We start from the raw sequence: 18,222 nt of genomic DNA, 5'->3' as shown, positions 1-18,222 counted from the left end.
GTCGAACGCCGTCACTTCGCTCCGCTCGTGACGAGCTCGAATTCGCTCCCCCGCGGTCGCTCATTCGAACGCCGTCACTTCGCTCCGCTCGTGACGAGCTCGAATTCGCTCCCCCGCGGTCGCTCATTCGAACACCTCCAGCCGGTACTGCTCGGCCATGTCCTTCGTGGTGAGCAGCTCCATCAGTTCGCTCTCGCCGCCGCGCTCGACGCGGGCGCGCTCGCGCTCGATGGTGTCCAGGGCCTCGTGGACCTGCTCGCCGAACAGCTCCTCCAGGTACGGCCGGGGGATGCGCTCGACGTCGACCGTCTCGCCCTCGTCGTCGTGCTGGGGCGGGGCGAAGGGCGGGATGTAGTAGACGTTCGGCTGGGTGTGGAACTCGGGGTGGAGCCGCAGGGCCACCTCCCACTCCTCGACGAGCTTGTAGATGGGGCCGTCCTCGTCGTCGAGGAACCCGACCAGCCGGAGCTGTGGCGGGCACTCGGTGGCGCAGGCGGGGGGTCGAACCTCGTCGTCGGGCCCCTGGCCCTCTTTGCGCGGGAAGCAGAAGATGCACTTCTCCGATTTCTTGCTGAGGACGTTGAAGTGGACCTTGTTGTAGGGGCACCCCTCGACGCAGTAGCGGTAGCCCCGGCACCGTTCCTGGTCGACGAGGACGATGCCGTCCTCCTCGCGCTTGTACAGCGCCTTCCGGGGGCAGGCCTCGGCACAGGAGGGATGGGTGCAGTGGTTGCAGATCCGGGGGAGGTAGAAGTAGTAGGAGTTGGGGAACTCGCCGGCGCCCTGGTCCTCGTCCCAGTTGGGCCCCCACTCGGGCTCGGGCCCCTGGGGCCGCAGTGACTCGTCGCTGCCGTCGTACATGATCTCCTGGTGGTTGAACTCCCACGGGCGACCCCAGTCCTCGGCCGAGGGGAGTTCGCCCACCTCGCGCTCGCCGTGGACGTCCTCCTGGTCGGCCTGTTCGGCCGACTCGAAGCCGCCGCCCTTCTCCTCCCAGTCCCGGGGGTAGCCCCGTCCGGGCTTGGTCTCGACGTTGTTCCAGTACATGTACTCCCGGCCGCCACCCTCCGTCCAGAGGGTCTTGCACGCGACCGTGCAGGTCTGGCAGCCGATGCACTTGTTGAGGTCCATCACCATCGCGACCTGGTGCTCGACGCCGTCGGCCAGCTGGACCGTCGCGCCACCACCCGACTCCGTGCCGGTCTCGGTCTCCTGGGAGTCGGAGCTCACTGGCCCTCACCTCCGTCAGTGACGGTGGCGTCCCCGTCCGTCTCGGTCGCCGTCCCGTTCTCGGTGGCCGTTTCGGTCTCCGTCCGGACGTCCAGCGGCCCCTCGTCCCCCTCGATATCGTCGTCCGTGTCGCCGCTGACGTTGTCGGTGCCGCCGGGGCCGCGCCAGCTACGGTCCATCGACTCGGCGAGTTTCACCTCGACGCGGACGTCGCTGTTGACGCCGGTGGGCCCCCAGTAGTTGGGGCGAAAGGAGAGGTGTTCGCCGCTGTCCTCCGGGTACTGCACGAGCTGTGTGGGTTTCATGTACATGCCGACGAGGGTGTTGAAGTTGCCGCGGCTCTCGAACTGGAACCGCTCCCAGGCGAAGAACATCCGCGCCGTCCCGGGCTCGCTGCTCGGGTACACCTTCACCTGGACCGCCAGTTCGTCGTGGTCGTTGTAGAGTCGGACCACGTCGCCGTCCTCGATGCCCCGCTCCGCGGCGTCGTCGGGGTGGAGGTAGACGAGCGGTTCGCCCCGCTGGAGTCGCAGCATCGTCTCGTTGTCCCGCCACGTCGAGTGGATGGACCAGCGCGGGTGTGGCGTGTTGTACCGCAGCGGGTACTCCTCGGGGTCCTGCAGGTCCAGCGGCGTCTTGTGGGTCGGGAGTTCCTCGCCCAGCTCGAGGAACCAGTCGTGGTCGATGTAGTACTGCTGGCGGCCGGTGAACGTCGGCCAGGGCTCCTTGTCCTGGACGAACCGCTTCCAGGGCGTGTAGGCCTCGCCCTCCTCCAGCGGCGAGGTCCAGTGGTCGCCCGCGGCCTGGAACCGCCGGGGTTGCTCGTCGATGTCGTCCATCGTTATCTGTCCGGTCGGGCCGGGCTGTCCGCGCCGGTAGCGGGAGTCGGCGTCGCCGTCGCTAGCGCCGGTCTCGCTTCCACGGCTCTCGCCGCCACCGCCGCCGTCGCTAGCACCACCGCCATCGTCGCCAGCGCCACCGCCGCCCTCGCCGGGGTCGGGGGCGTCCTGGGCGGCGCCGAGGTTGGTCTCCGTCGAGTGTTCGAGGATGAACTCGCAGGCGGCCCGGTCCTCCGTCAGGGCGCCGGCCTCGCCGGACAGCTGGTCGCGGACGTAGTCGTCGTGGACCGTCGTCAGGTCGATCTGGCGGTCGAACGACCGGTCGTCGACGGGATTCAGGTCGCGCTCGCTGGCGAGTTCCTGGATCTTCGCGGCGAGTTCCCGGAAGATCTGCCAGTCGGTCTTGGACTCGGCCAGCGGTTCGATCGCCGGCGTGAACGGGTGGACGTAGCTGTGCATGTCCGTCATGTTCAGGTCGTACTTCTCGTAGTGGCTCGCGGCCGGCAGGACGATGTCCGAGTACAGCGCCGAGGAGTCCATCCGGAAGTTGACGTCCACGATAAGATCCAGCTTGGGCCAGAGCCGTTCCTCGACGGCGACCCCGCCCTTGGACTGGTTGAAGTAGTTGCCGCGCCAGATGAACATCACCGACGGGTCGGGCCGGGAGCCGTCCGGCCGTTCCTCCGGGAACAGCGGCATCCAGTCGCGGTCGACGGCCTCCTGGATGCGCTGGCGGGTGTCGTCGTCGACGTTCCCCATGATGCCGGCGTGGTAGTAGGTCCACAGCGCCGTCGCGACCGACCGACCCTCCACCGGGAAGGACAGCTCCGACCACCCCTCGTAGGTCCAGATCTTCTCCTGGCCGACGTAGTGGTCGAAGCCGGTGCCCTGCCGGCCGAGGTTGCCGGTGAGCGTCAACAGTAACTGGATGGCGCGGTTGCCCAGGTCGTTGTGGTACCAGTCGTTGACGCCCTTGCCGTGGATGATCTTGGCCCGTTCGGCCTGGCCGAACTCGCGGGCGATGCGCTGGTAGGTCTGGCGACCGACGCCGGTCTCCTCGTAGACGAAGTCGGGCCCGTACTGGCCGAGTTCGTCCAGCAAGTGGTTCCACACCGACCGGACCGACGTCCCGCCGACGCTCCGGTCGACGGCCAGTTGCGGCTGGAACCCGGTCTCGATGCTCGCGTCGGGGTCGTACTCGCCGGCGCGGTTGCCCAGCGACCCGGGCGCCTCCCGGAGGTTCCCGTTGCCGTCGACCATCACGAACACCTTCGAGGGGTCGTCGGCGCCGCCACCGAGGCCCGACACCTCGCTCGCCCGGAGGAACTTCCCGGTATCCTGCCGGACGAGCAGCGGCATGTCGGTCTGCTCGCGGAGGTGCGCCGGGTCGTACAGGCCCTCGTCGACGATGGTGCGGGCCATCCCGAGCGCGAGTGCGATGTCCGAGCCGGGCTCGGGCGAGAGCCACTCGTCGCAGTGGATGGCCGTCTGGGAGTAGTCCGGGAAGACCCCGACGCGCTTGGTCCCCTCGTAGGCGGCCTCGAGGAAGTACTTCGCGTCGGGGATGCGGGTGACGTTGACGTTGGACCCCCAGGCCATCAGGTAGTCGGCGTTGTACCAGTCGGCCGACTCGGCGTTGTCGGTCTGGACGCCCCAGGTCAGGGGCTCGCCCGGCGGCAGGTCGGAGTACCAGTCGTAGAAGGAGTGGCTGACGCCGCCGAGCAACCGGATCAGCCTGCTTCCCGAGGCAAAGGACACCGGGCTCATCGCCGGGATGGGCGTGAACCCGCTGATGGCGTCGTAGCGGCCGGCCTGGACCTCCTCGATCACTTTCTCCGCGATTTCGGTGAGCGCCTCGTCCCAGGAGATCCGCTGCCACTGGCCCTCGCCGCGTTCGCCCGTGCGACGGAGCGGGTACTTCACCCGGTGGTCGGCGTTGACGTAGTCCGTGTAGCAGGCCCCTTTCTGGCAGCCCCGGGGGTTGGGGTCAGGGACGTCCTCGTCGAACTGCGGGTAATCGGCGGCCTGTTCCTCGCGCCACACCTGGCCGTTCTTGACGTAGACGTTCCACGAACAGCTCCCGGTGCAGTTGACGCCGTGGGTGCTCCGGGCGACGGAGTCCCAGTCCCACTGCTCGCGGTAGAAGTCCTCCCAGTCGCGGTAGGGGTAGCTTCCGAGGTAGTTCGTCCCCTCGACGGCCCGGATCCCGTCGAGTTCCTGCCCGAGGCCGACGCCGCTGACCCCGACCGCCGCGGCCGCGCCGATTCCCTGGAGGAACGCGCGCCGATCGATCTCGCCGGCGGATCCGGTATCGGTCCCACCGGGAGAGTCGCCCGCCGTCTCGTCGGCGGGGTCACCGTCGATCGGTCGCCCGAGTCGCTCGTGGTCCGCGGGCGAGGCGCCCGCGTCCTCGTCCGCGTGGTCTGGCTCGCTGTACCGGTCGTCGTCTGTCTCGTCGTACTCACTCATTGGTAGCCTCGCTGGAGTCGGTCGTCAGGAAGACGGTACTCACCGCGAGCGCCGCGCCGCAGCAGCCGAGCACCGCCCCCGTCGCGGTCCCGCCGCCGGCCTCCAGTCCCGCCGCGACGAGCGCGACGCCGCCGAGCTTGGTCAACCGGTCCAGCCAGCGGTAGGCCCGCGGCCGGACCGACATCAGGGCGCGCTCACGCATCGCGACCACCGTCCGGTGGGCCCGCATCGGGGTCGTCGGGCGGGTCGACCGCGGCGTCCGTCGCGTTCGCCGCGGGACCGGCGGCCTCCCTGGCACCGCCGTCGGCCGTCGTCGGTCGCCGGCCCCCGTCGGTCGGGTCGTCGGCGTCGTAGCGGTCGAGCACGACGTACGTGACGCCGCCTGCCAGGAGCGGGCCGAGGATCATCGCCCCCAGCAAGAGTGGATTGAGGACCCCCGTCGAGAGCCCGGTGATGTCGGCGGCGATGGTGTTCATCCCCGCGATGGAGGCGATCATGACGAACACGACGCCCGTGACGCCGACGGCGGTCTGCCAGGGGCGCGCGAGCGGGTCCATCGAGAAGTGGCGTTGCTCGTCGTAGGAGTCGATAAACGGCCAGGCGAACAGCAGGGCGAAGACGATGCCAGGCAGCACCATCCCGCTCAGGAACTCCGTGCTGACGTGGATGTCCGTGCCCGGGACGGTGAAGCTCATCCACGACGGCATCACCTTCAGGAAGCCGAACACCCACATGAGGAACCAGTCGGGCATGATGAGCGACGGCGTGCTCGCCGGGTCGTTGGGCCCGTACTCGGCGACGTTGTGCACCGGCAGGAACCCCGCCAGCAGCGACAGCACGCCGAGGGTGAGGAAGAAGACGACGGCGCTGATGGCGGCCTGGTTCGGGAACGCCGGGAGCCCGACGACGACGCTTCCGTCGTCCCGGTCGACCGGTAGCCGGCCGCCGGTGACGTCCGCCTCCCGGGGCGCCTCGGTGTGTTTCTGGCGGACGAGGATCGCCATGTGGACGGCGATCAGCCCCGCGATGACCACCGGTAACAGGAAGACGTGGATGAAGTAGAATCGCGGGAGCGTGGCGCTGGAGGGGTACTCGCCCCCGAACACGATCTGTGAGAGGATGTCGCCGAAGATTGGGACGGACTTGGCGATGCTGTACCCGATGCCCGTCGCGGTGCTGGCGAACTCGTCGTAGGGCAACGCGTAGCCCGTGTAGGCGGCGAACATCGACGAGATGGCCAGCCCGCCGCCGACGACCCAGTTGGGCTCCCTGGGGTTGGCGTACGCGCCGTGGAAGAACACCCGCAGCATATGCAGCGACAGCGATGCGACGAACAGGTGGGCCGCCCAGTGGTGGAGGCGCCGGAGGAACATCCCGTAGGGCACCTCGTAGGTGATGTTCAGCACGCTGACGAACGCCTCCGGCAGCTCCTCGCCCTGGTACTCGTCGACGCTGCCGTCGTACTCGACGTCGGAGGTGCTGGGCTCGAAGAAGAAGCCGAGGAACATCCCCGTCAGCACGAGCATGAGGAAGCAAAACAGCGCCACCTCGCCCAGCAGGAACGAGTCCTCGGCGGGGAACGCCTTCCCGAGGTAGTCCGCCTCGGCCGAGAGGTCGAGACGCGAGTCGACCCACGCCCAGGCGCGGCGGAGTCGGTCCGCCATCGTCACTCCCCCACCCCGATGGGTTCGGGGAAGTCACCGGTGGCGATCAGGTGGCCCTCGTCGGCGAGCGCGAGCGGGAGTTGCGGGAGTGGGCGCGGCGGCGGCCCACCGACCACGCTCGCCCCGGAGAGCGGGTCGAACTTCCCGGCGTGACAGGGACAGACGAGCGTGGTGTCCTGGCGGTCCGCGACCATACAGCCCGCGTGGGTACACACCTTCGAGTACGCCGCGTAGCCGCTGACGACGAACTCCGCGGTCGTCCCGTCGGTGTACTCGCCCTCCTCGAACCGGACGAGCAGCGTCGGGGCGTCCTCGATGCCCGGGTTCGTCTCCGGGAACACGGTCATGAGTTCGCCGGGGCTGAGCCTGCCCTCCTCGATCAGCTCTCCCTCGGCGTCGACCAGGGCCACGTCGTCGGTGTAGATCGGGCCCGTGTACTCCCGCTCGAACACCTGGGTGAGGCCCGCGAGCGGGGCGGCGAGGCTGCCGACGGCCGTCAGCCCGCCCACCGTGGCGAGGAACTTCGCGACGTCGCGACGGTCGTACTCGAACCCGTCGGCCTCCCGCTCGGGCGCCGGGGTCTCGGGGCCACTCACGTCCTCGCCGCCGTCGGTCAGGTGCCGGTACGAACAGGGACAGTCGAACGACTCGACGTCCCCGGCCGTGGCCGGGTCGTCGGTCTCGATGTCGTGGTCAGTCCTGGTGTCGTGGTCAGTCCTGGTGTCGTGGTCAGTCCTGGTGTCGTGGTCAGTCCCGGAGTCGTGGTCGGTGTCGTCGGTCATCTCGCGTGCTCCCGTTCTTCGACGACCTCGACGTGGGGCACGAACCAGGCGTAGTAGGCGATGGTCAGCCCGGCCAGCGAGAAGAACATGCCCGCGGCGTACACGCCGAAGTACTGCGTCCTCGCGAGGGTGAAGTACTCGCCGGTGAACAGCGCCGCGAAGACGATGGCCAGCACCGTCAGCCCGCCCATCGCGAGGAGTCCCTCGGCCTGTTCGGAGGCGTCGTAGTACTCGACCACCCACCGGTCGTCGGTGTCGAGCCAGCCGGCCGAGGCGCTCCCGCCGTCCGCGGCCACGGCCGCGTCGTCGGGCGGCCGCACCGCCTCGTTCATGAACCGGTGTGCGGCGGAGACGACGCCGACCAGGGCCAGCAGCGCCACCCAGACGATCACCCCGACCTGGCTGGGCGAGAGCTTGTTCGGGGTGTCGAGGAAGCCGTCGAGTGGCTGGATCTCGCTGACGCCGCGGTCGATCTCGACCTCCTCGGAGGCCCCCTCGCCCTGGATGGCGATGACCCACATCGGCGCCAGGACGAGGAGGACGATGACGGCGATGACGGCAGTCGGCCACCGCATCTATCCGCTCGTGACGGCCCGTGATTTGCCGTGCCGGTCTCGACGCAACCAGTGGTGGAATAGGTAACGAGTCACACGTTCGACGACGTGTCGGTTGTACTAAAAAATCAGTTTTCAGTCAGGTAAGGCACAGATAGCTGGTACGGAGATGGTACGTACCGGCGCACAGACGGGGCCACGCGGGAAGAAGGCACAGCCCGTCCCCCGCGACGGGGCTGACGGACGGAGAGCGCCGTCCGACTCCACCGGCTGGCCGGGCGATTCCCGCCCGCTACCGCGAGATGTACTCCAGGGGCGACACCCTGGCGATCAGCGCGCTCGCCGCGAGGCCGCTCAGGAAGCTGATCACGACGCCGAGTACCAGCCCGCCGACGAGAATCTCCGGGGAGAGCTGGACGAGCCCCTCGAACCCGGCGATGGCCGCGGCCACCTCGTTGACCACCGCGACGCCCGGGTAGGTCAGGACCAGTCCCAGCCCGGCGCCCATGATCCCGACGACGAGGGCTTTCACCGTCGTCACGGCGACGAGAGTGCGGGTGCGCCAGCCGATGGCCTTGATGGCGGCCAGCCGGTCGCGGCGCTGGTACACCAGCGAGAACTGGAGGTTGGTCGTCAGCGCGACGCCGGCGGCGACGGCGAAGGCGACCAGCGAGATGCCGCTGGCGATGAGGACTGCTTGCTCGCGGAGCGTCGCCTCCAGTTGCTCCTCGTTGGTCCGGACGTCGTAGGAGGGGTACTCGGCCTGTATTTCCCGTTCGACCTGCTCGACGTCGGCGTCGTCGTGGACGTCGATGGAGACGAACGTCGCCCGGTCGGAGTCGGTCGTCCCCGTCACCTCCTGGAGTTCGCTCAGGTGCATCGTCACCGTCGCGGAGCCGACGAACGTGGAGAAGGTGTTGGAGATACCGACCACCTCGAACTCGTTCTGCCGGGCGGCGCTCAGCGTCCCGCCGACGTAGAGGCTGTCCCCCACCTCGACGCCGAGCTGGTCGGCCGTCCGCTCGTCGATCACGATTTCGTGGGACATCGGCCCGTCGTAGGTCCCGTTGGCGTAGTGAGTGTCCTTCGTCGAGAACTCGCTACCCTCGATGACGTTGACCGACGGGCCGCGGGCGGGCGCGCCGACGCCGACGACGGTCTGGAACTCCTCGCCGTCCGTGCTGGCGTACACAGTTTGAAAGCTCATCGGCACCGCCGTCTGTATCTCCTCGCGTTGCTCGATGTCGTCGGCGACGCTGTGGGAGTCGACGAGCGTGTTCTCGAAGCCGCCGACCGACCCGGGCGAGAACTTCAGCGGCCCGCCGGTCACCCACAGATCCCGGCCGGAGGTGTCGAACTTCTCCTGGCCCGTCTCGACGACGCCGTAGCCCACGCTGGCCAGGATGGTGGTGGCGAGTACAGCCAGTGCCACGGCGACGATGGCCAGTAGCGTCCGTCCGCGTTCGTGGCGCAACTGCGCCGCGGCGATGCCCAGCACGGCGCGGAAGCGCGACCCGATCATTCCGAGAGCACCTCCAGGACGTCGGTCCGGCGGCCGAGGTAGATGGGGTAGACGCTCCCGACGACGCCGACGACGGCGGCGACGGCGAGTCCGTAGGGGACCAGGAGCGGGTCGAAGACGGCCACCTCCGCGATACCGAACCGGGCGCCGACGACGCGGTTGACGAGGCCGATGCTCCCGGCGCCGACGGCCACGCCGACCAGGCCGCCGACGACGGCGACGACCAGCGTCTCACAGCCGATGAGCAGCGAGCGGGAGCGACTGGCGAAGCCCAGCGTCGCCAGGGTCCCCAGCGTCGCCCGGTCGGCGCTCACCTCCAGACCCATCAGCGTCGCGATGAACAGCACCCCGACGACCAGCGCCGACAGGAGCGCCGACAGCCCCACGGCCAGCGGGAGGTTCGACGTCGAGGCCTGCTGGGCGGAGATGCCGCGCTTGGTGACGACCGTCGTGTGCGGATACAGCGACTCGAGATCCGAGCGCACGCCCGGGTCGTTCGTGCTGACGAGGATCTGGTCGGCCTGGTCGCTGGCGGCCAGCCCCGTCGCGCTCTGGAGTTCACTCAGGTGGACGACCGCGATGGGGGCCGACCCGAACCCGAAGCCCGCCTCGCCCTGGGAGACGTTGAGTACCCGGAACGACCGGTTCGTCCCCGTCCGGGCGACCTGGAGGTCCTCACCCTCCGAGGTGTTCGTGATCGACGCGGCGGCGTCGTTGACCACGGCCTCGCCGGTCCAGGGGCCGTCGTAGCTCCCGTTCGCGTAGTGGGGGTCACCGGGCTCCAGCGGCGTGGTCGAGAGCCCGAACAGCTCCTGGCCCTCCCGCGGGACGATGCCGGCGGCCAGGACGTACTCCGTCTCCCCCGTCGTCCGGTCCGTGACGGGGACGACGCTCAGCGCCACGGGCGTCGCGTAGTCCACCCGCTCGTCGCGTTCGATGCGCTCGCTCGTGGCGTGGACGTCGCCGAGTTTGACGCCGCCGCTCGACACCGCGACGGACTCGGCGGTCGACTGCTCGGGGACGACCCAGAAGTCGGTGTCGTCGTTCTGGACGACGGACTCGGCGGTCAGGCCCAGCGCCACGCCCGTCACGGCGACCACCAGCGCGACGGCCAGCGCCACGCCGAGCACGCTCAGGACGACGCGCTGGGGACTGGAGCGCACCCGACCGACGACGCGGTGGACGGCCAGCCCCACGAGTGCCCGGCGGCGTCGCAGCCACCTGGCTCCGGGGAGAGTCATCGGTCGGCGCCCTGCACGCGGCCGTCGCGGAGGCTGATCACCCGGTCCGCGATGGCCAGGGTCGGCTGGTCGTGGGAGGCCAGGACGATGGCGTGGTTCTCGCCCAGGTCCTCGAACAGGTCGAGCACCTGCCGGCCCGTCGCCGTGTCGAGTTCCCCCGTCGGCTCGTCGGCGATCAGGAGGTCCGGTTCGGTCGCCAGCGCTCGCGCGATGGCCACCCGTTGCTGTTCCCCGCCGCTCAGCTGTCCCGGCCGGTGCGTGGCCCGCTCACCCAGGCCGACGTCCTCGAGCAGGCTCGTCGCCCGCTCGCGACGCTGCCGCTTGGACCAGCCCAGTTCCACCAGCGGCAGGGCGACGTTCGCCCGCGCCGACAGCGCCGGCAGCAGGTGAAAGCGCTGGAAGACGAGGCCGATGTGCTCCAGTCGAAGCTTCGCCCGGCCGCGCTCGGAGCGGCGCCTGACGTCCTCGCCGGCGACGGTTAGCTCGCCCGCCGTCGGCGTGTCGAGGGCCGCGAGCAGGTGCAACAGCGTCGACTTCCCGCTCCCGCTCGGCCCCTCGATCCCGACGATCTCGCCGCGACGGACCGAGAGACTCACGCCGTCGAGCGCGCGCACCGTCGGCAGGTTCCCGCTGCCGAACCACCCACCGCCCGACCCGCGCGTGTACTCCCGGACGAGCGACTCGCAGGCGGCGATGACCGCCCGCTCGCTCGCACCCTCCCGTGTCACACTCCGCCCCTGGTTCCGGGAACTCATTCCTACCCGGACACTGTAACGACAGTGTCATAACAGTTTGGCGTTGGGTGCGACGGTGTCGACGGGGCGGCAGCGATTCCAAACAGGAGCGATGGGGTCGGTCCGGCGTCAGATCGCCAGGTGGCTGGCGATGGCGTCCTCGTCGGCGATCTCCTCGCTCGTCAGTTCGTCGACGATGGTGCCCCGTTCCATCGCGTAGCACCGGTCGGCCATCTCCTGGATGACGCCCAGGTTCTGTTCGACGAAGAGGACGGTCGTCCCGAGTTCGTCGTTGATGGCGCGCATGTCCTCGCTGATCTGGTCGACGATGGAGGGCTGGACGCCCTCGCTCGGTTCGTCGAGCAGCAGGAGGTCGGGGTCACCGACGAGTGCCCGGCCGATGGCGAGCATCTGCTGTTGCCCGCCCGAGAGCGTCCCGCCGTCCTGCCCGGCGCGCTCTTCGAGCACCGGAAAGAGGTCGTACACCTCCTCGTAGCGAGTGACGGCGCCGTCCGCGTTGACGTGCTCGCCCATCCGGAGGTTCTGCTCGACCGTCAGGTCGGGGAAGATGTCCCGGCCCTGCGGGATGTAGCCGATGCCGGAGCGAGCGCGGTCGTCGGCCGCCAGCCCGGTGACGTCCCGCCCGTCGTAGGTGATCGACCCCGACGTCGGTTCGAGCAGGCCGATGACGGTCTTCATGAGGGTGGTCTTCCCGACGCCGTTCTTGCCGACGACGCCGACGATCTCGCCTCGCTCGATGGCCAGATCGATCTCCCGGAGGACGGGCGTCGGGCCGTAGCCGACGGTGACGCCGTCCAGCGAGAGCACGGTCATCGCGAATCACCGTCCGAGTCCTCGTCGGTCCCGAGGTAGATCCGCTTGACGGCCGGGTCGGACTCGATATCGCCTATCGAGCCCTCCCGGAAGATATCGCCCTTGTGGAGGACGGTCACGTTGTCGGCGATCTCGGCGACGAAGTCGGTGTCGTGTTCGATCACGACGAAGGCGATCCCCTCCTCCTCGTTGAGCGTCGTGATCCGGTCTGCGATCTCGGCGCGTTCGTCGACCGAGAGGCCGGCCACCGGCTCGTCGAGCAAGAGCAGGTCCGGTTCGAGCGAGGCGGCCATGCTGATCTCGAGTTGCTGTTGCTGACCGTGCGAGAGGGTGCTCGCGTCGACGTCCTCGGTGCCAGTGAGGCCGGCGGCGTCGATAGCCTCCTGGACGCGGCGGCGTCGCTCCTCGCCGTCGGCGAACTGCTGGATGGGGAGCCGGGCGTTCTCGCGGACCGAGAGGTCGCCGTACACCGACGGGACCTGGAACTTCATGCTGATCCCGCGGGCGACCCGCTCGTTGGGCTCCAGGTCGGTGACGTCGTGGCCGTCGTAGTAGATGCTCCCCTCAGTCGGCGCGAGGGTGCCGGTGATCAGCTTCAGCAGCGTCGACTTCCCGGCGCCGTTCGGGCCGATCAGACAGCGCAGTTCGCCTTCCTCGACCGAGAAGTCGACCTCGTCGGTCGCCGTGAACCCGCCGAAGGTCTTGACGAGGTCGTCGGTCTGGAGCAGCGTGTCGGTCCGGTCGCCGGTCGCCAGCTCGGCGGCCGTCTGGCGAACGTTCGGGTCGAGGCTCTCCTGTGTGGTCGAGTCGCTCATGATTCGGTTTCCTCCGTGTTCACCGACGGACGTGCCTTCTCCTTGATCCAGGGAATTGCGTCGTTCTTCAGCCACTGGATCGAGTCGTTCTTCAGCCACGGGATCGAGTCGTGCCTGATCCAAGGGATTGCTTCGTTCTTCAGCCACGGAATCCAGTCGTCCCAGATCCACGGGGCGCCGTCGGTCTTGATCCACGGAATCCCTCGGGAAGCTATCCACGGCACGACGCCGCCGGGCAATACCAGTATCGACAGCAGGAGCAGCGCGCCGACCGCGACCAGCGCGTACTCCCCGCCGATGGACAGTCGCAGGTACTCGACCGCGATGGTCGCGACGACAGCGCCGAGCAGGCTCTTGCGGCCGCCGACGCTCACCCAGACGACGGGCAGCGTCGCGAAGTACAGCTCGAACACCGACGGGTCGATGTAGACGTTCCGGGCCGCGTACAGCACGCCGGCGAACCCGGCGAGACCGCCGCCGAGCGTGAACGAGACGAGCTTGGCCCGCTTGACGTCGTAGCCGAACATCTCGGTCCGGTCCTCGTCCTCGCGGATGGCGACGAGCACGCGCCCGAAGTCCATGTTGACCAGGACGCGCAGGCCGAGGTAGGCGGCCACGAGCAGAGCGAGCGCCAGGTAGTAGAACGGGTCGAAGGGTCTCGTCCCGAGGAACGGGACGAACACCTCGTACTTGTTGAACACGAACTGGAAGGTGAACAGGCCCTCGACGCCGAGCGTGAGCGGTGGCATGCCGGGCATCCCGTTGAAGCCGCCAAGCGCCGCCTCGCCGATGGTCCACTCCGAACCGGCGGTCTGGGCCATGAACGTCAACGTCACCAGCGTCGAGACGAGGGTGATGATCGTCACGTAGACGTCCCTGACACCGCCGTAGAACATGAAGTAGCCCAGCAGGGCCGCGAGGACGGCGCCGGCCAGCGTGCCCGCGACGATGGCACCCGTGATACCGCCCGGCGACGGGACGTTGATCGAGACGACGCCGAACGTGTAGGCGCCGACCCCGAAGAACACCGTCTGCCCGAAGCTGAGGATACCGGTGTAGCCCCAGACGAGCGAGAGCGACAGTCCGAGCAGCCCGAGCACCAGAAACAGCGAGAACTGGTTCCCGGTGCCAGTGCCGAGGATCGGAAACGCCACGAGCGCCGCCAGGACGAGGGCGAACCCGATCCAGAACGGTCGCGAGTTCCCGATCGTGTTCGGCCCCTCCAGCCGGTTTCGGAGGCGAGTCAGGGAGCTGGGGGCGGTCCCGTCGGCCGCGGTCGATTCGGCAGCCATCTAGGATCCCCCCTCTCGCATGGCGCGAACGCGGTCGATCAGCCCGGTGATGCCGCCCGGCAGGAACCGCAGGGCGAGCATCGCCGTCACCAGCAGCGCGATGCGACCGGCGAACTCCCCGAACTCGTCGGAGAACAGCGCGTCGATGGGGCCCAGCAGCAGGCCCGACAGCGACGTCCCGACGACGACGCTCGCGCCGCCGACGACGACGGCGACGAACGCCTCGACGAGGAACTGGTCACCGATCGACGGTTGCATCGACAGCAGCGGCGCGAACAGGGCGCCGGTGAAGCCGGCCAGCCCGGAGCCGATGGCGAACGTGTACATGTAGGTCCGCTCCGTGTCGATCCCGAGCGCCTTCGCCGTCTGTTCGTCCTGCATCGTCGCACGCACGCGCGTGCCGAACAGCGTCTGCGTGAACAGGACGTAGACCAGCGCTAACACGCCGGCAGTGATACCGACGAGCGCGATCCGGTAGTCCGGGTAGCCGGCGGTGCTCCCGAACGGGACGCCGATCTGGTCGATCGAGTTGCCGAAGACGATGCGAGCGCCCTGGACCATGATCAGGCTCAGCCCGAACGTCGCCACCATCGAGTCGGCCAGCCGGTCGTAGAACGGCGTGATCAGGTCGCGCCCGACGGTCCGCTGGCCGATCCAGTTGGGGACGTACCCCGAGATGATGACTCGCTCGACCACGAGACCGAAGCCGGCGGTGACCAGCGCACCGGCCACCATCGCGACCGGCAGCGGCAGGCCGACTTTCGTGACGGCGAGCGTCGTCGCGTACGCGCCGACGAGGATGAACTCCCCGTGGGCGAGGTTGATCACGCCCATGATCCCGAAGATGATCGCGAGTCCGATCGCCGCGAGCACGACGAACGAGACCGCGTAGGCGATCCGGAACGTGAGGTTCGGGGTCGTGAGCGCGCCGACTGCGAACACCAGTCCGACCACGACGACGGCCCCGATTCCGTAGCGGGCCTGGGATAGCGCCTGCATCATCGTCTCGGCTCGCAGTGGCTGCGGGGCCGACCCCACACCGACGGTGGGGAGACCCGTCTCCCGGTTCCGCCCGGTCCGAACAGACCCGCGACCATGTTACTCCGCCTCCTCGAAGTAGTCGACCGGGGTGTACTGTTTCTGCTCGTCCTCCTGAGTGAGGTCGCAGCCGACGGTCTCCGAGAGGAACTGCTCGGGGATCTTCCGGTCGGTGATCGCCTCGACGTTGTGTTCCTCGTCGGCCTTCATGACCCACATGTGGTGGTCGACGTGGTGGGTCGCCGGGTCGAGTTCGATCGTCTCGCCCTCCGGCGCTTCGGGGGCGCGCTCGGTGCCGAGGCTGATCCCCGACTCCAGGGCCTCGATGACCTCCGGCTGTTCGAGCGTCCCGGCCTGTTCGACGGCCTCCTTGTACATGTACGTCGAGAAGTAGTTCGTCTCGGCCTCCTCGTTGAGGTAGGGCGCGTCGGGGTACTTCTCGAAGTAGCGGTCGACGAACCCGCCGTCGCTGGTGTTGCTCTCGGTGGGAACCTCCTCCATGTAGTTGACGCCGGCGTAGATGTTGGCCATCGCCGGCGGGTCGATGCGGCGGTGTTCGTACCCCTGGGCCATCGCCGTCGAGGTCCCGATGGGGACGTCCAGCCCCGAGGAGGCCTTCTGCTCGTAGAAGGCCGTGTGGTTCGCGCCGACGAGCATCGACATGACGAAGTCGGGGTCGGCGTCCTGGATGCGGCTGATCGTCGACCCGAAGCTGGACTCCGAGAGGGGGATGAACTCCTCGCCGACCACTTCGGCGTCGTTCTCGTCGGCCAGCACCTTGACCCAGTCGGCCGATAGCTGGCCGAAGTTGTAGTCCGCGGCGATGGTGTAGATCTCCGGGCCGAACTCCTCGCGCAGGTACGGGAGGACGATCCCGAGTTGCTGTCGCGCGGTCGGGCCAACGGCGAACGTCGTCGAGTCACAGACGCCGCCCTCGTACTGGGTGGTGTAGAAGTACAGCTGCTCGTTGCGGTTGATGATCGGTCGGATCGCCTCCCGCGTGGCCGAGGAGTAGCCAGCCCAGAGGACGTCGACCTCCTCCTCGTTGATGTACTCGCGCGTGAGTTCCTGGTAGCGCTGGTTGTCGGACTGGGGGTCGGCGGTGACCGGTTCGATCTGCTTCCCGTCGATGCCGCCGTCGGCGTTGATCTCCTCGATGGCGAGCATCGAGGCCTTGTACTTGGGGTCGCCGACGAGGGCGAAGTTGCCGGACTGGTCCTCCAGGACGCCGATCTTGACGACGTCGGCGCTACTGGCCGTGTCCGTCGAGGCGCCCTCGGCGCTCCCGTCGCTCTGGGAACAGCCGGCGAGTCCGGCGACCATCGCGGCGCCCCCGGCGGTGACGAAGCGGCGGCGACTGATCCGGTCGTTCATTGGCCGGCCTCCACCATTCGCGCGGCTTCTGTAACGTCAGACGATGATACTTCGTTCAATCCACTGCTTTTCCGCGAGATTGCGTGACGAACGTCCATCATATGTTTCCATCCCTTCCGTTTCGCACTTGCTAAATAAGGGTTACCAATCCAATCTTATATTCATCCAACTGACCTTGGAGGTGTATAAGGAATACATTAAACCTGGGGTCGATGACAGGCGATCGTCCAGCTAGGCGCTCGAAAGTTGACGGACGATCCGTTTTCCCGAACGCGCCGGCGCCCGAACTGTCGGCCCGTCAAGTCCAGCGATAACGTGTCGGGGAGGAGTGGTGTTCGAAAACGGGCAGTGATTCTCCCGGATCGTCAGAAAATCGGGTCGGCGGCCCTCACTCGCCGACGACGACGACCTTCACCTGCCGGACCCCCTTGACCGACCGGAGGCGGTTGGCCAGGTCGCTTATCTCGGCCCCCGGGCCCTCCACCGTGATGGTCTCCATGCAGCGGTGGTGCGAGAGGTGGACGTGCTGGACGGCGGTGATGATCTCCTCGGCGTCGTGCTGGAGTCGCTGGAGGCGGTCGGCCAGGCCGTCGACGTGGTGGTCGTGGATGACGACCAGCGTTCCGTAGTGCGTCTCGCCGTGGTCGCTCTCCCACTCGTAGGCCGTGAAGAAGTCCCGCAGGGCGTCCCGGACCGCCTCCGACCGGCTGGCGTAGTCCCAGTCCGTCGCGATGTCGTCCAGCCGGTCGGTCATCTCCGGCGGGAGGGTGAGGCTGATGCGGTCGAGGTCCTCGCTCATGCGCTCCCGTTTCGCGCCGGGCGCCAAGAGCCTGTTCCCGGCTCGAATAATACTGCGCCAAGGAAAAGTATTATCGACGGGGCACCGGTCAGTGCGGGTATGCACATCCTCGACGGGTTTCTCGACCTTGCGGTCGCGGCCGTCTGCGCCCTGGCGTCCATAGCCGTCCTCGCCTACGCGGCCCGGCGCGTCGACGGCGAGCTCTCCGACGCGCAGGCGCCACTGCTGGGCATCGTCGCGGCCGGCATCTTCGCCGCCCAGATGCTCGACTGGCCGATCGTGGGCGGTACGAGCGCTCACTTCGTCGGCGGCGCCTTCGCCGCCATCCTGCTCGGGCCCCACCTCGGTGCGCTCTGCGTCGCGACGGTGGTCACAGTCCAGGCGCTCGTCTTCGGCGACGGCGGCGTCGTCGTCCTGGGCGCGAACGTGTTCAACATGGCCATCGTCGAGGTGTACGTCGGCTACGCCGTCTACCGGGCCCTCGCGAACCACCACGAACTCGGGGCGGCCTTCGCCGCCGGCTGGCTCGGCATCACTGCGGGCGCGCTCAGCGCGGCCGTCCAGCTGGGCCTCTCGTCGGCCTTCGCCTACGAACTCGGCACGGTCGTCCTGTTAATGGGCGCCGGCCACCTCGTGCTCGGGCTGATCGAGGGCGCCATCACGGCCGTTGTCTACCGCGCCGTCGTCGACGCGCGGCCGGACGTCCTCCCCGCGTCCCCGCTCCGGGAGGTGAAGGCGTGAGCGCCCTCGACCGTTCCTGGTTTCGGACGGGGCTCGCGATACTGCTCGTCCTGGTCCTCCTCGCGCCCGTCTTCGGCTGGGCGGCCGGCCAGGTCGGCTACGCCGAGCCGCTGGACAACGCCGCCGAGGCGACCGGCGCGACGGACGCCGCAGAGACCGTCAACCCCGGGCTCATGCCGGACTACGGCGTCCCCGGGCTGGGCGCCGCGCCCGGGACGCTCCTGGCCGCGCTCGTCGGCACCGCACTGACCCTCGTCCTCGCGACGGGCATGGGCCGGGTGCTGGCCGACTGAA

17 protein-coding genes are annotated in these 18,222 nt (G+C 68.6%); 2 read left to right on the top strand and 15 right to left on the bottom strand.

Annotation, left to right across the window (positions count from 1 at the left end; genetic code table 11):
• Nucleotides 1-123: 123 nt before the first annotated feature.
• The 15 genes from narH to nikR all read right to left on the bottom strand — a co-directional run bounded on the left by narH (nucleotide 124) and on the right by nikR (nucleotide 17,187).
• A complete protein-coding gene (narH, locus tag BM337_RS01600; RefSeq protein ID WP_394327757.1) occupies nucleotides 124-1,230 on the bottom strand; it encodes a nitrate reductase subunit beta in 1,107 nt (368 codons plus the stop codon).
• Nucleotides 1,227-4,538, bottom strand: a complete 3,312-nt coding sequence (locus BM337_RS01590) for a molybdopterin-dependent oxidoreductase (protein WP_245778580.1) — start codon at nucleotides 4,536-4,538, stop codon at nucleotides 1,227-1,229. The genes narH and BM337_RS01590 overlap by 4 nt, the downstream gene beginning before the upstream one ends.
• Nucleotides 4,531-4,740 carry a DUF8120 family protein gene (locus BM337_RS01585; RefSeq protein WP_089815495.1) on the bottom strand — a complete coding sequence of 70 codons (210 nt, stop codon included), beginning with the start codon at nucleotides 4,738-4,740 and terminating at the stop codon, nucleotides 4,531-4,533. Before BM337_RS01585 ends, BM337_RS01590 begins: the two co-directional genes overlap by 8 nt.
• Nucleotides 4,733-6,202 (bottom strand): cytochrome b, encoded by a 1,470-nt coding sequence (locus tag BM337_RS01580; protein WP_089813264.1) that lies wholly within the window; start codon nucleotides 6,200-6,202, stop codon nucleotides 4,733-4,735. Before BM337_RS01580 ends, BM337_RS01585 begins: the two co-directional genes overlap by 8 nt.
• A 2-nt stretch (nucleotides 6,203-6,204) precedes the next feature.
• A complete protein-coding gene (locus BM337_RS01575) occupies nucleotides 6,205-6,984 on the bottom strand; it encodes a Rieske (2Fe-2S) protein (protein ID WP_143117612.1) in 780 nt (259 codons plus the stop codon).
• Nucleotides 6,981-7,559, bottom strand: coding sequence for a hypothetical protein (locus tag BM337_RS01570; RefSeq protein ID WP_089813262.1), 579 nt, complete (start codon nucleotides 7,557-7,559; stop codon nucleotides 6,981-6,983). Before BM337_RS01570 ends, BM337_RS01575 begins: the two co-directional genes overlap by 4 nt.
• A 271-nt stretch (nucleotides 7,560-7,830) precedes the next feature.
• Nucleotides 7,831-9,060 carry an ABC transporter permease gene (locus BM337_RS01565; RefSeq protein ID WP_089813260.1) on the bottom strand — a complete coding sequence of 410 codons (1,230 nt, stop codon included), beginning with the start codon at nucleotides 9,058-9,060 and terminating at the stop codon, nucleotides 7,831-7,833.
• The gene (locus BM337_RS01560) at nucleotides 9,057-10,301 is read right to left on the bottom strand and encodes an FtsX-like permease family protein (protein WP_089813258.1); all 1,245 of its coding nucleotides are present in this window, start codon (nucleotides 10,299-10,301) and stop codon (nucleotides 9,057-9,059) included. Before BM337_RS01560 ends, BM337_RS01565 begins: the two co-directional genes overlap by 4 nt.
• Nucleotides 10,298-11,056 (bottom strand): ABC transporter ATP-binding protein, encoded by a 759-nt coding sequence (locus BM337_RS01555; protein ID WP_089813256.1) that lies wholly within the window; start codon nucleotides 11,054-11,056, stop codon nucleotides 10,298-10,300. The genes BM337_RS01560 and BM337_RS01555 overlap by 4 nt, the downstream gene beginning before the upstream one ends.
• A gap of 108 nt (nucleotides 11,057-11,164) precedes the next feature.
• Nucleotides 11,165-11,869: an ABC transporter ATP-binding protein gene (locus BM337_RS01550; RefSeq protein WP_089813254.1), complete on the bottom strand. Its 705-nt coding sequence runs from the start codon at nucleotides 11,867-11,869 to the stop codon at nucleotides 11,165-11,167.
• The gene (locus tag BM337_RS01545) at nucleotides 11,866-12,684 is read right to left on the bottom strand and encodes an ABC transporter ATP-binding protein (protein WP_089813252.1); all 819 of its coding nucleotides are present in this window, start codon (nucleotides 12,682-12,684) and stop codon (nucleotides 11,866-11,868) included. Before BM337_RS01545 ends, BM337_RS01550 begins: the two co-directional genes overlap by 4 nt.
• Complete coding sequence (locus tag BM337_RS01540) at nucleotides 12,681-13,976, bottom strand: ABC transporter permease subunit (RefSeq protein ID WP_089813250.1); 1,296 nt, start codon at nucleotides 13,974-13,976, stop codon at nucleotides 12,681-12,683. The genes BM337_RS01545 and BM337_RS01540 overlap by 4 nt, the downstream gene beginning before the upstream one ends.
• Nucleotides 13,977-14,978, bottom strand: a complete 1,002-nt coding sequence (urtB, locus tag BM337_RS01535; RefSeq protein WP_245778579.1) for an urea ABC transporter, permease protein UrtB — start codon at nucleotides 14,976-14,978, stop codon at nucleotides 13,977-13,979.
• Nucleotides 14,979-15,074: 96 nt separating this feature from the next.
• Entirely contained in the window at nucleotides 15,075-16,388 is a 1,314-nt protein-coding gene (locus BM337_RS01530; protein ID WP_089813248.1) for an urea ABC transporter substrate-binding protein, read from the bottom strand.
• Nucleotides 16,389-16,776: 388 nt separating this feature from the next.
• On the bottom strand, nucleotides 16,777-17,187 hold the full coding sequence (gene nikR / locus BM337_RS01525; RefSeq protein ID WP_089813247.1) for a nickel-responsive transcriptional regulator NikR: 411 nt from the start codon (nucleotides 17,185-17,187) through the stop codon (nucleotides 16,777-16,779).
• Between the two features lie 99 nt (nucleotides 17,188-17,286).
• Here nikR and BM337_RS01520 point away from each other — a divergent pair, with 99 nt between their 5' ends.
• Both BM337_RS01520 and BM337_RS01515 read left to right on the top strand, forming a co-directional pair.
• The gene (locus tag BM337_RS01520; protein WP_089813245.1) at nucleotides 17,287-17,928 is read left to right on the top strand and encodes an energy-coupling factor ABC transporter permease; all 642 of its coding nucleotides are present in this window, start codon (nucleotides 17,287-17,289) and stop codon (nucleotides 17,926-17,928) included.
• Nucleotides 17,925-18,221: a PDGLE domain-containing protein gene (locus tag BM337_RS01515; protein WP_089813243.1), complete on the top strand. Its 297-nt coding sequence runs from the start codon at nucleotides 17,925-17,927 to the stop codon at nucleotides 18,219-18,221. Before BM337_RS01520 ends, BM337_RS01515 begins: the two co-directional genes overlap by 4 nt.
• Nucleotide 18,222 lies beyond the last annotated feature (1 nt).

The organism is Halomicrobium zhouii (assembly GCF_900114435.1).
Classification (GTDB): domain Archaea; phylum Halobacteriota; class Halobacteria; order Halobacteriales; family Haloarculaceae; genus Halomicrobium; species Halomicrobium zhouii.
Note: the sequence above shows the minus strand (reverse complement) of the source record. Positions and strands in the feature narration are given on the sequence as shown.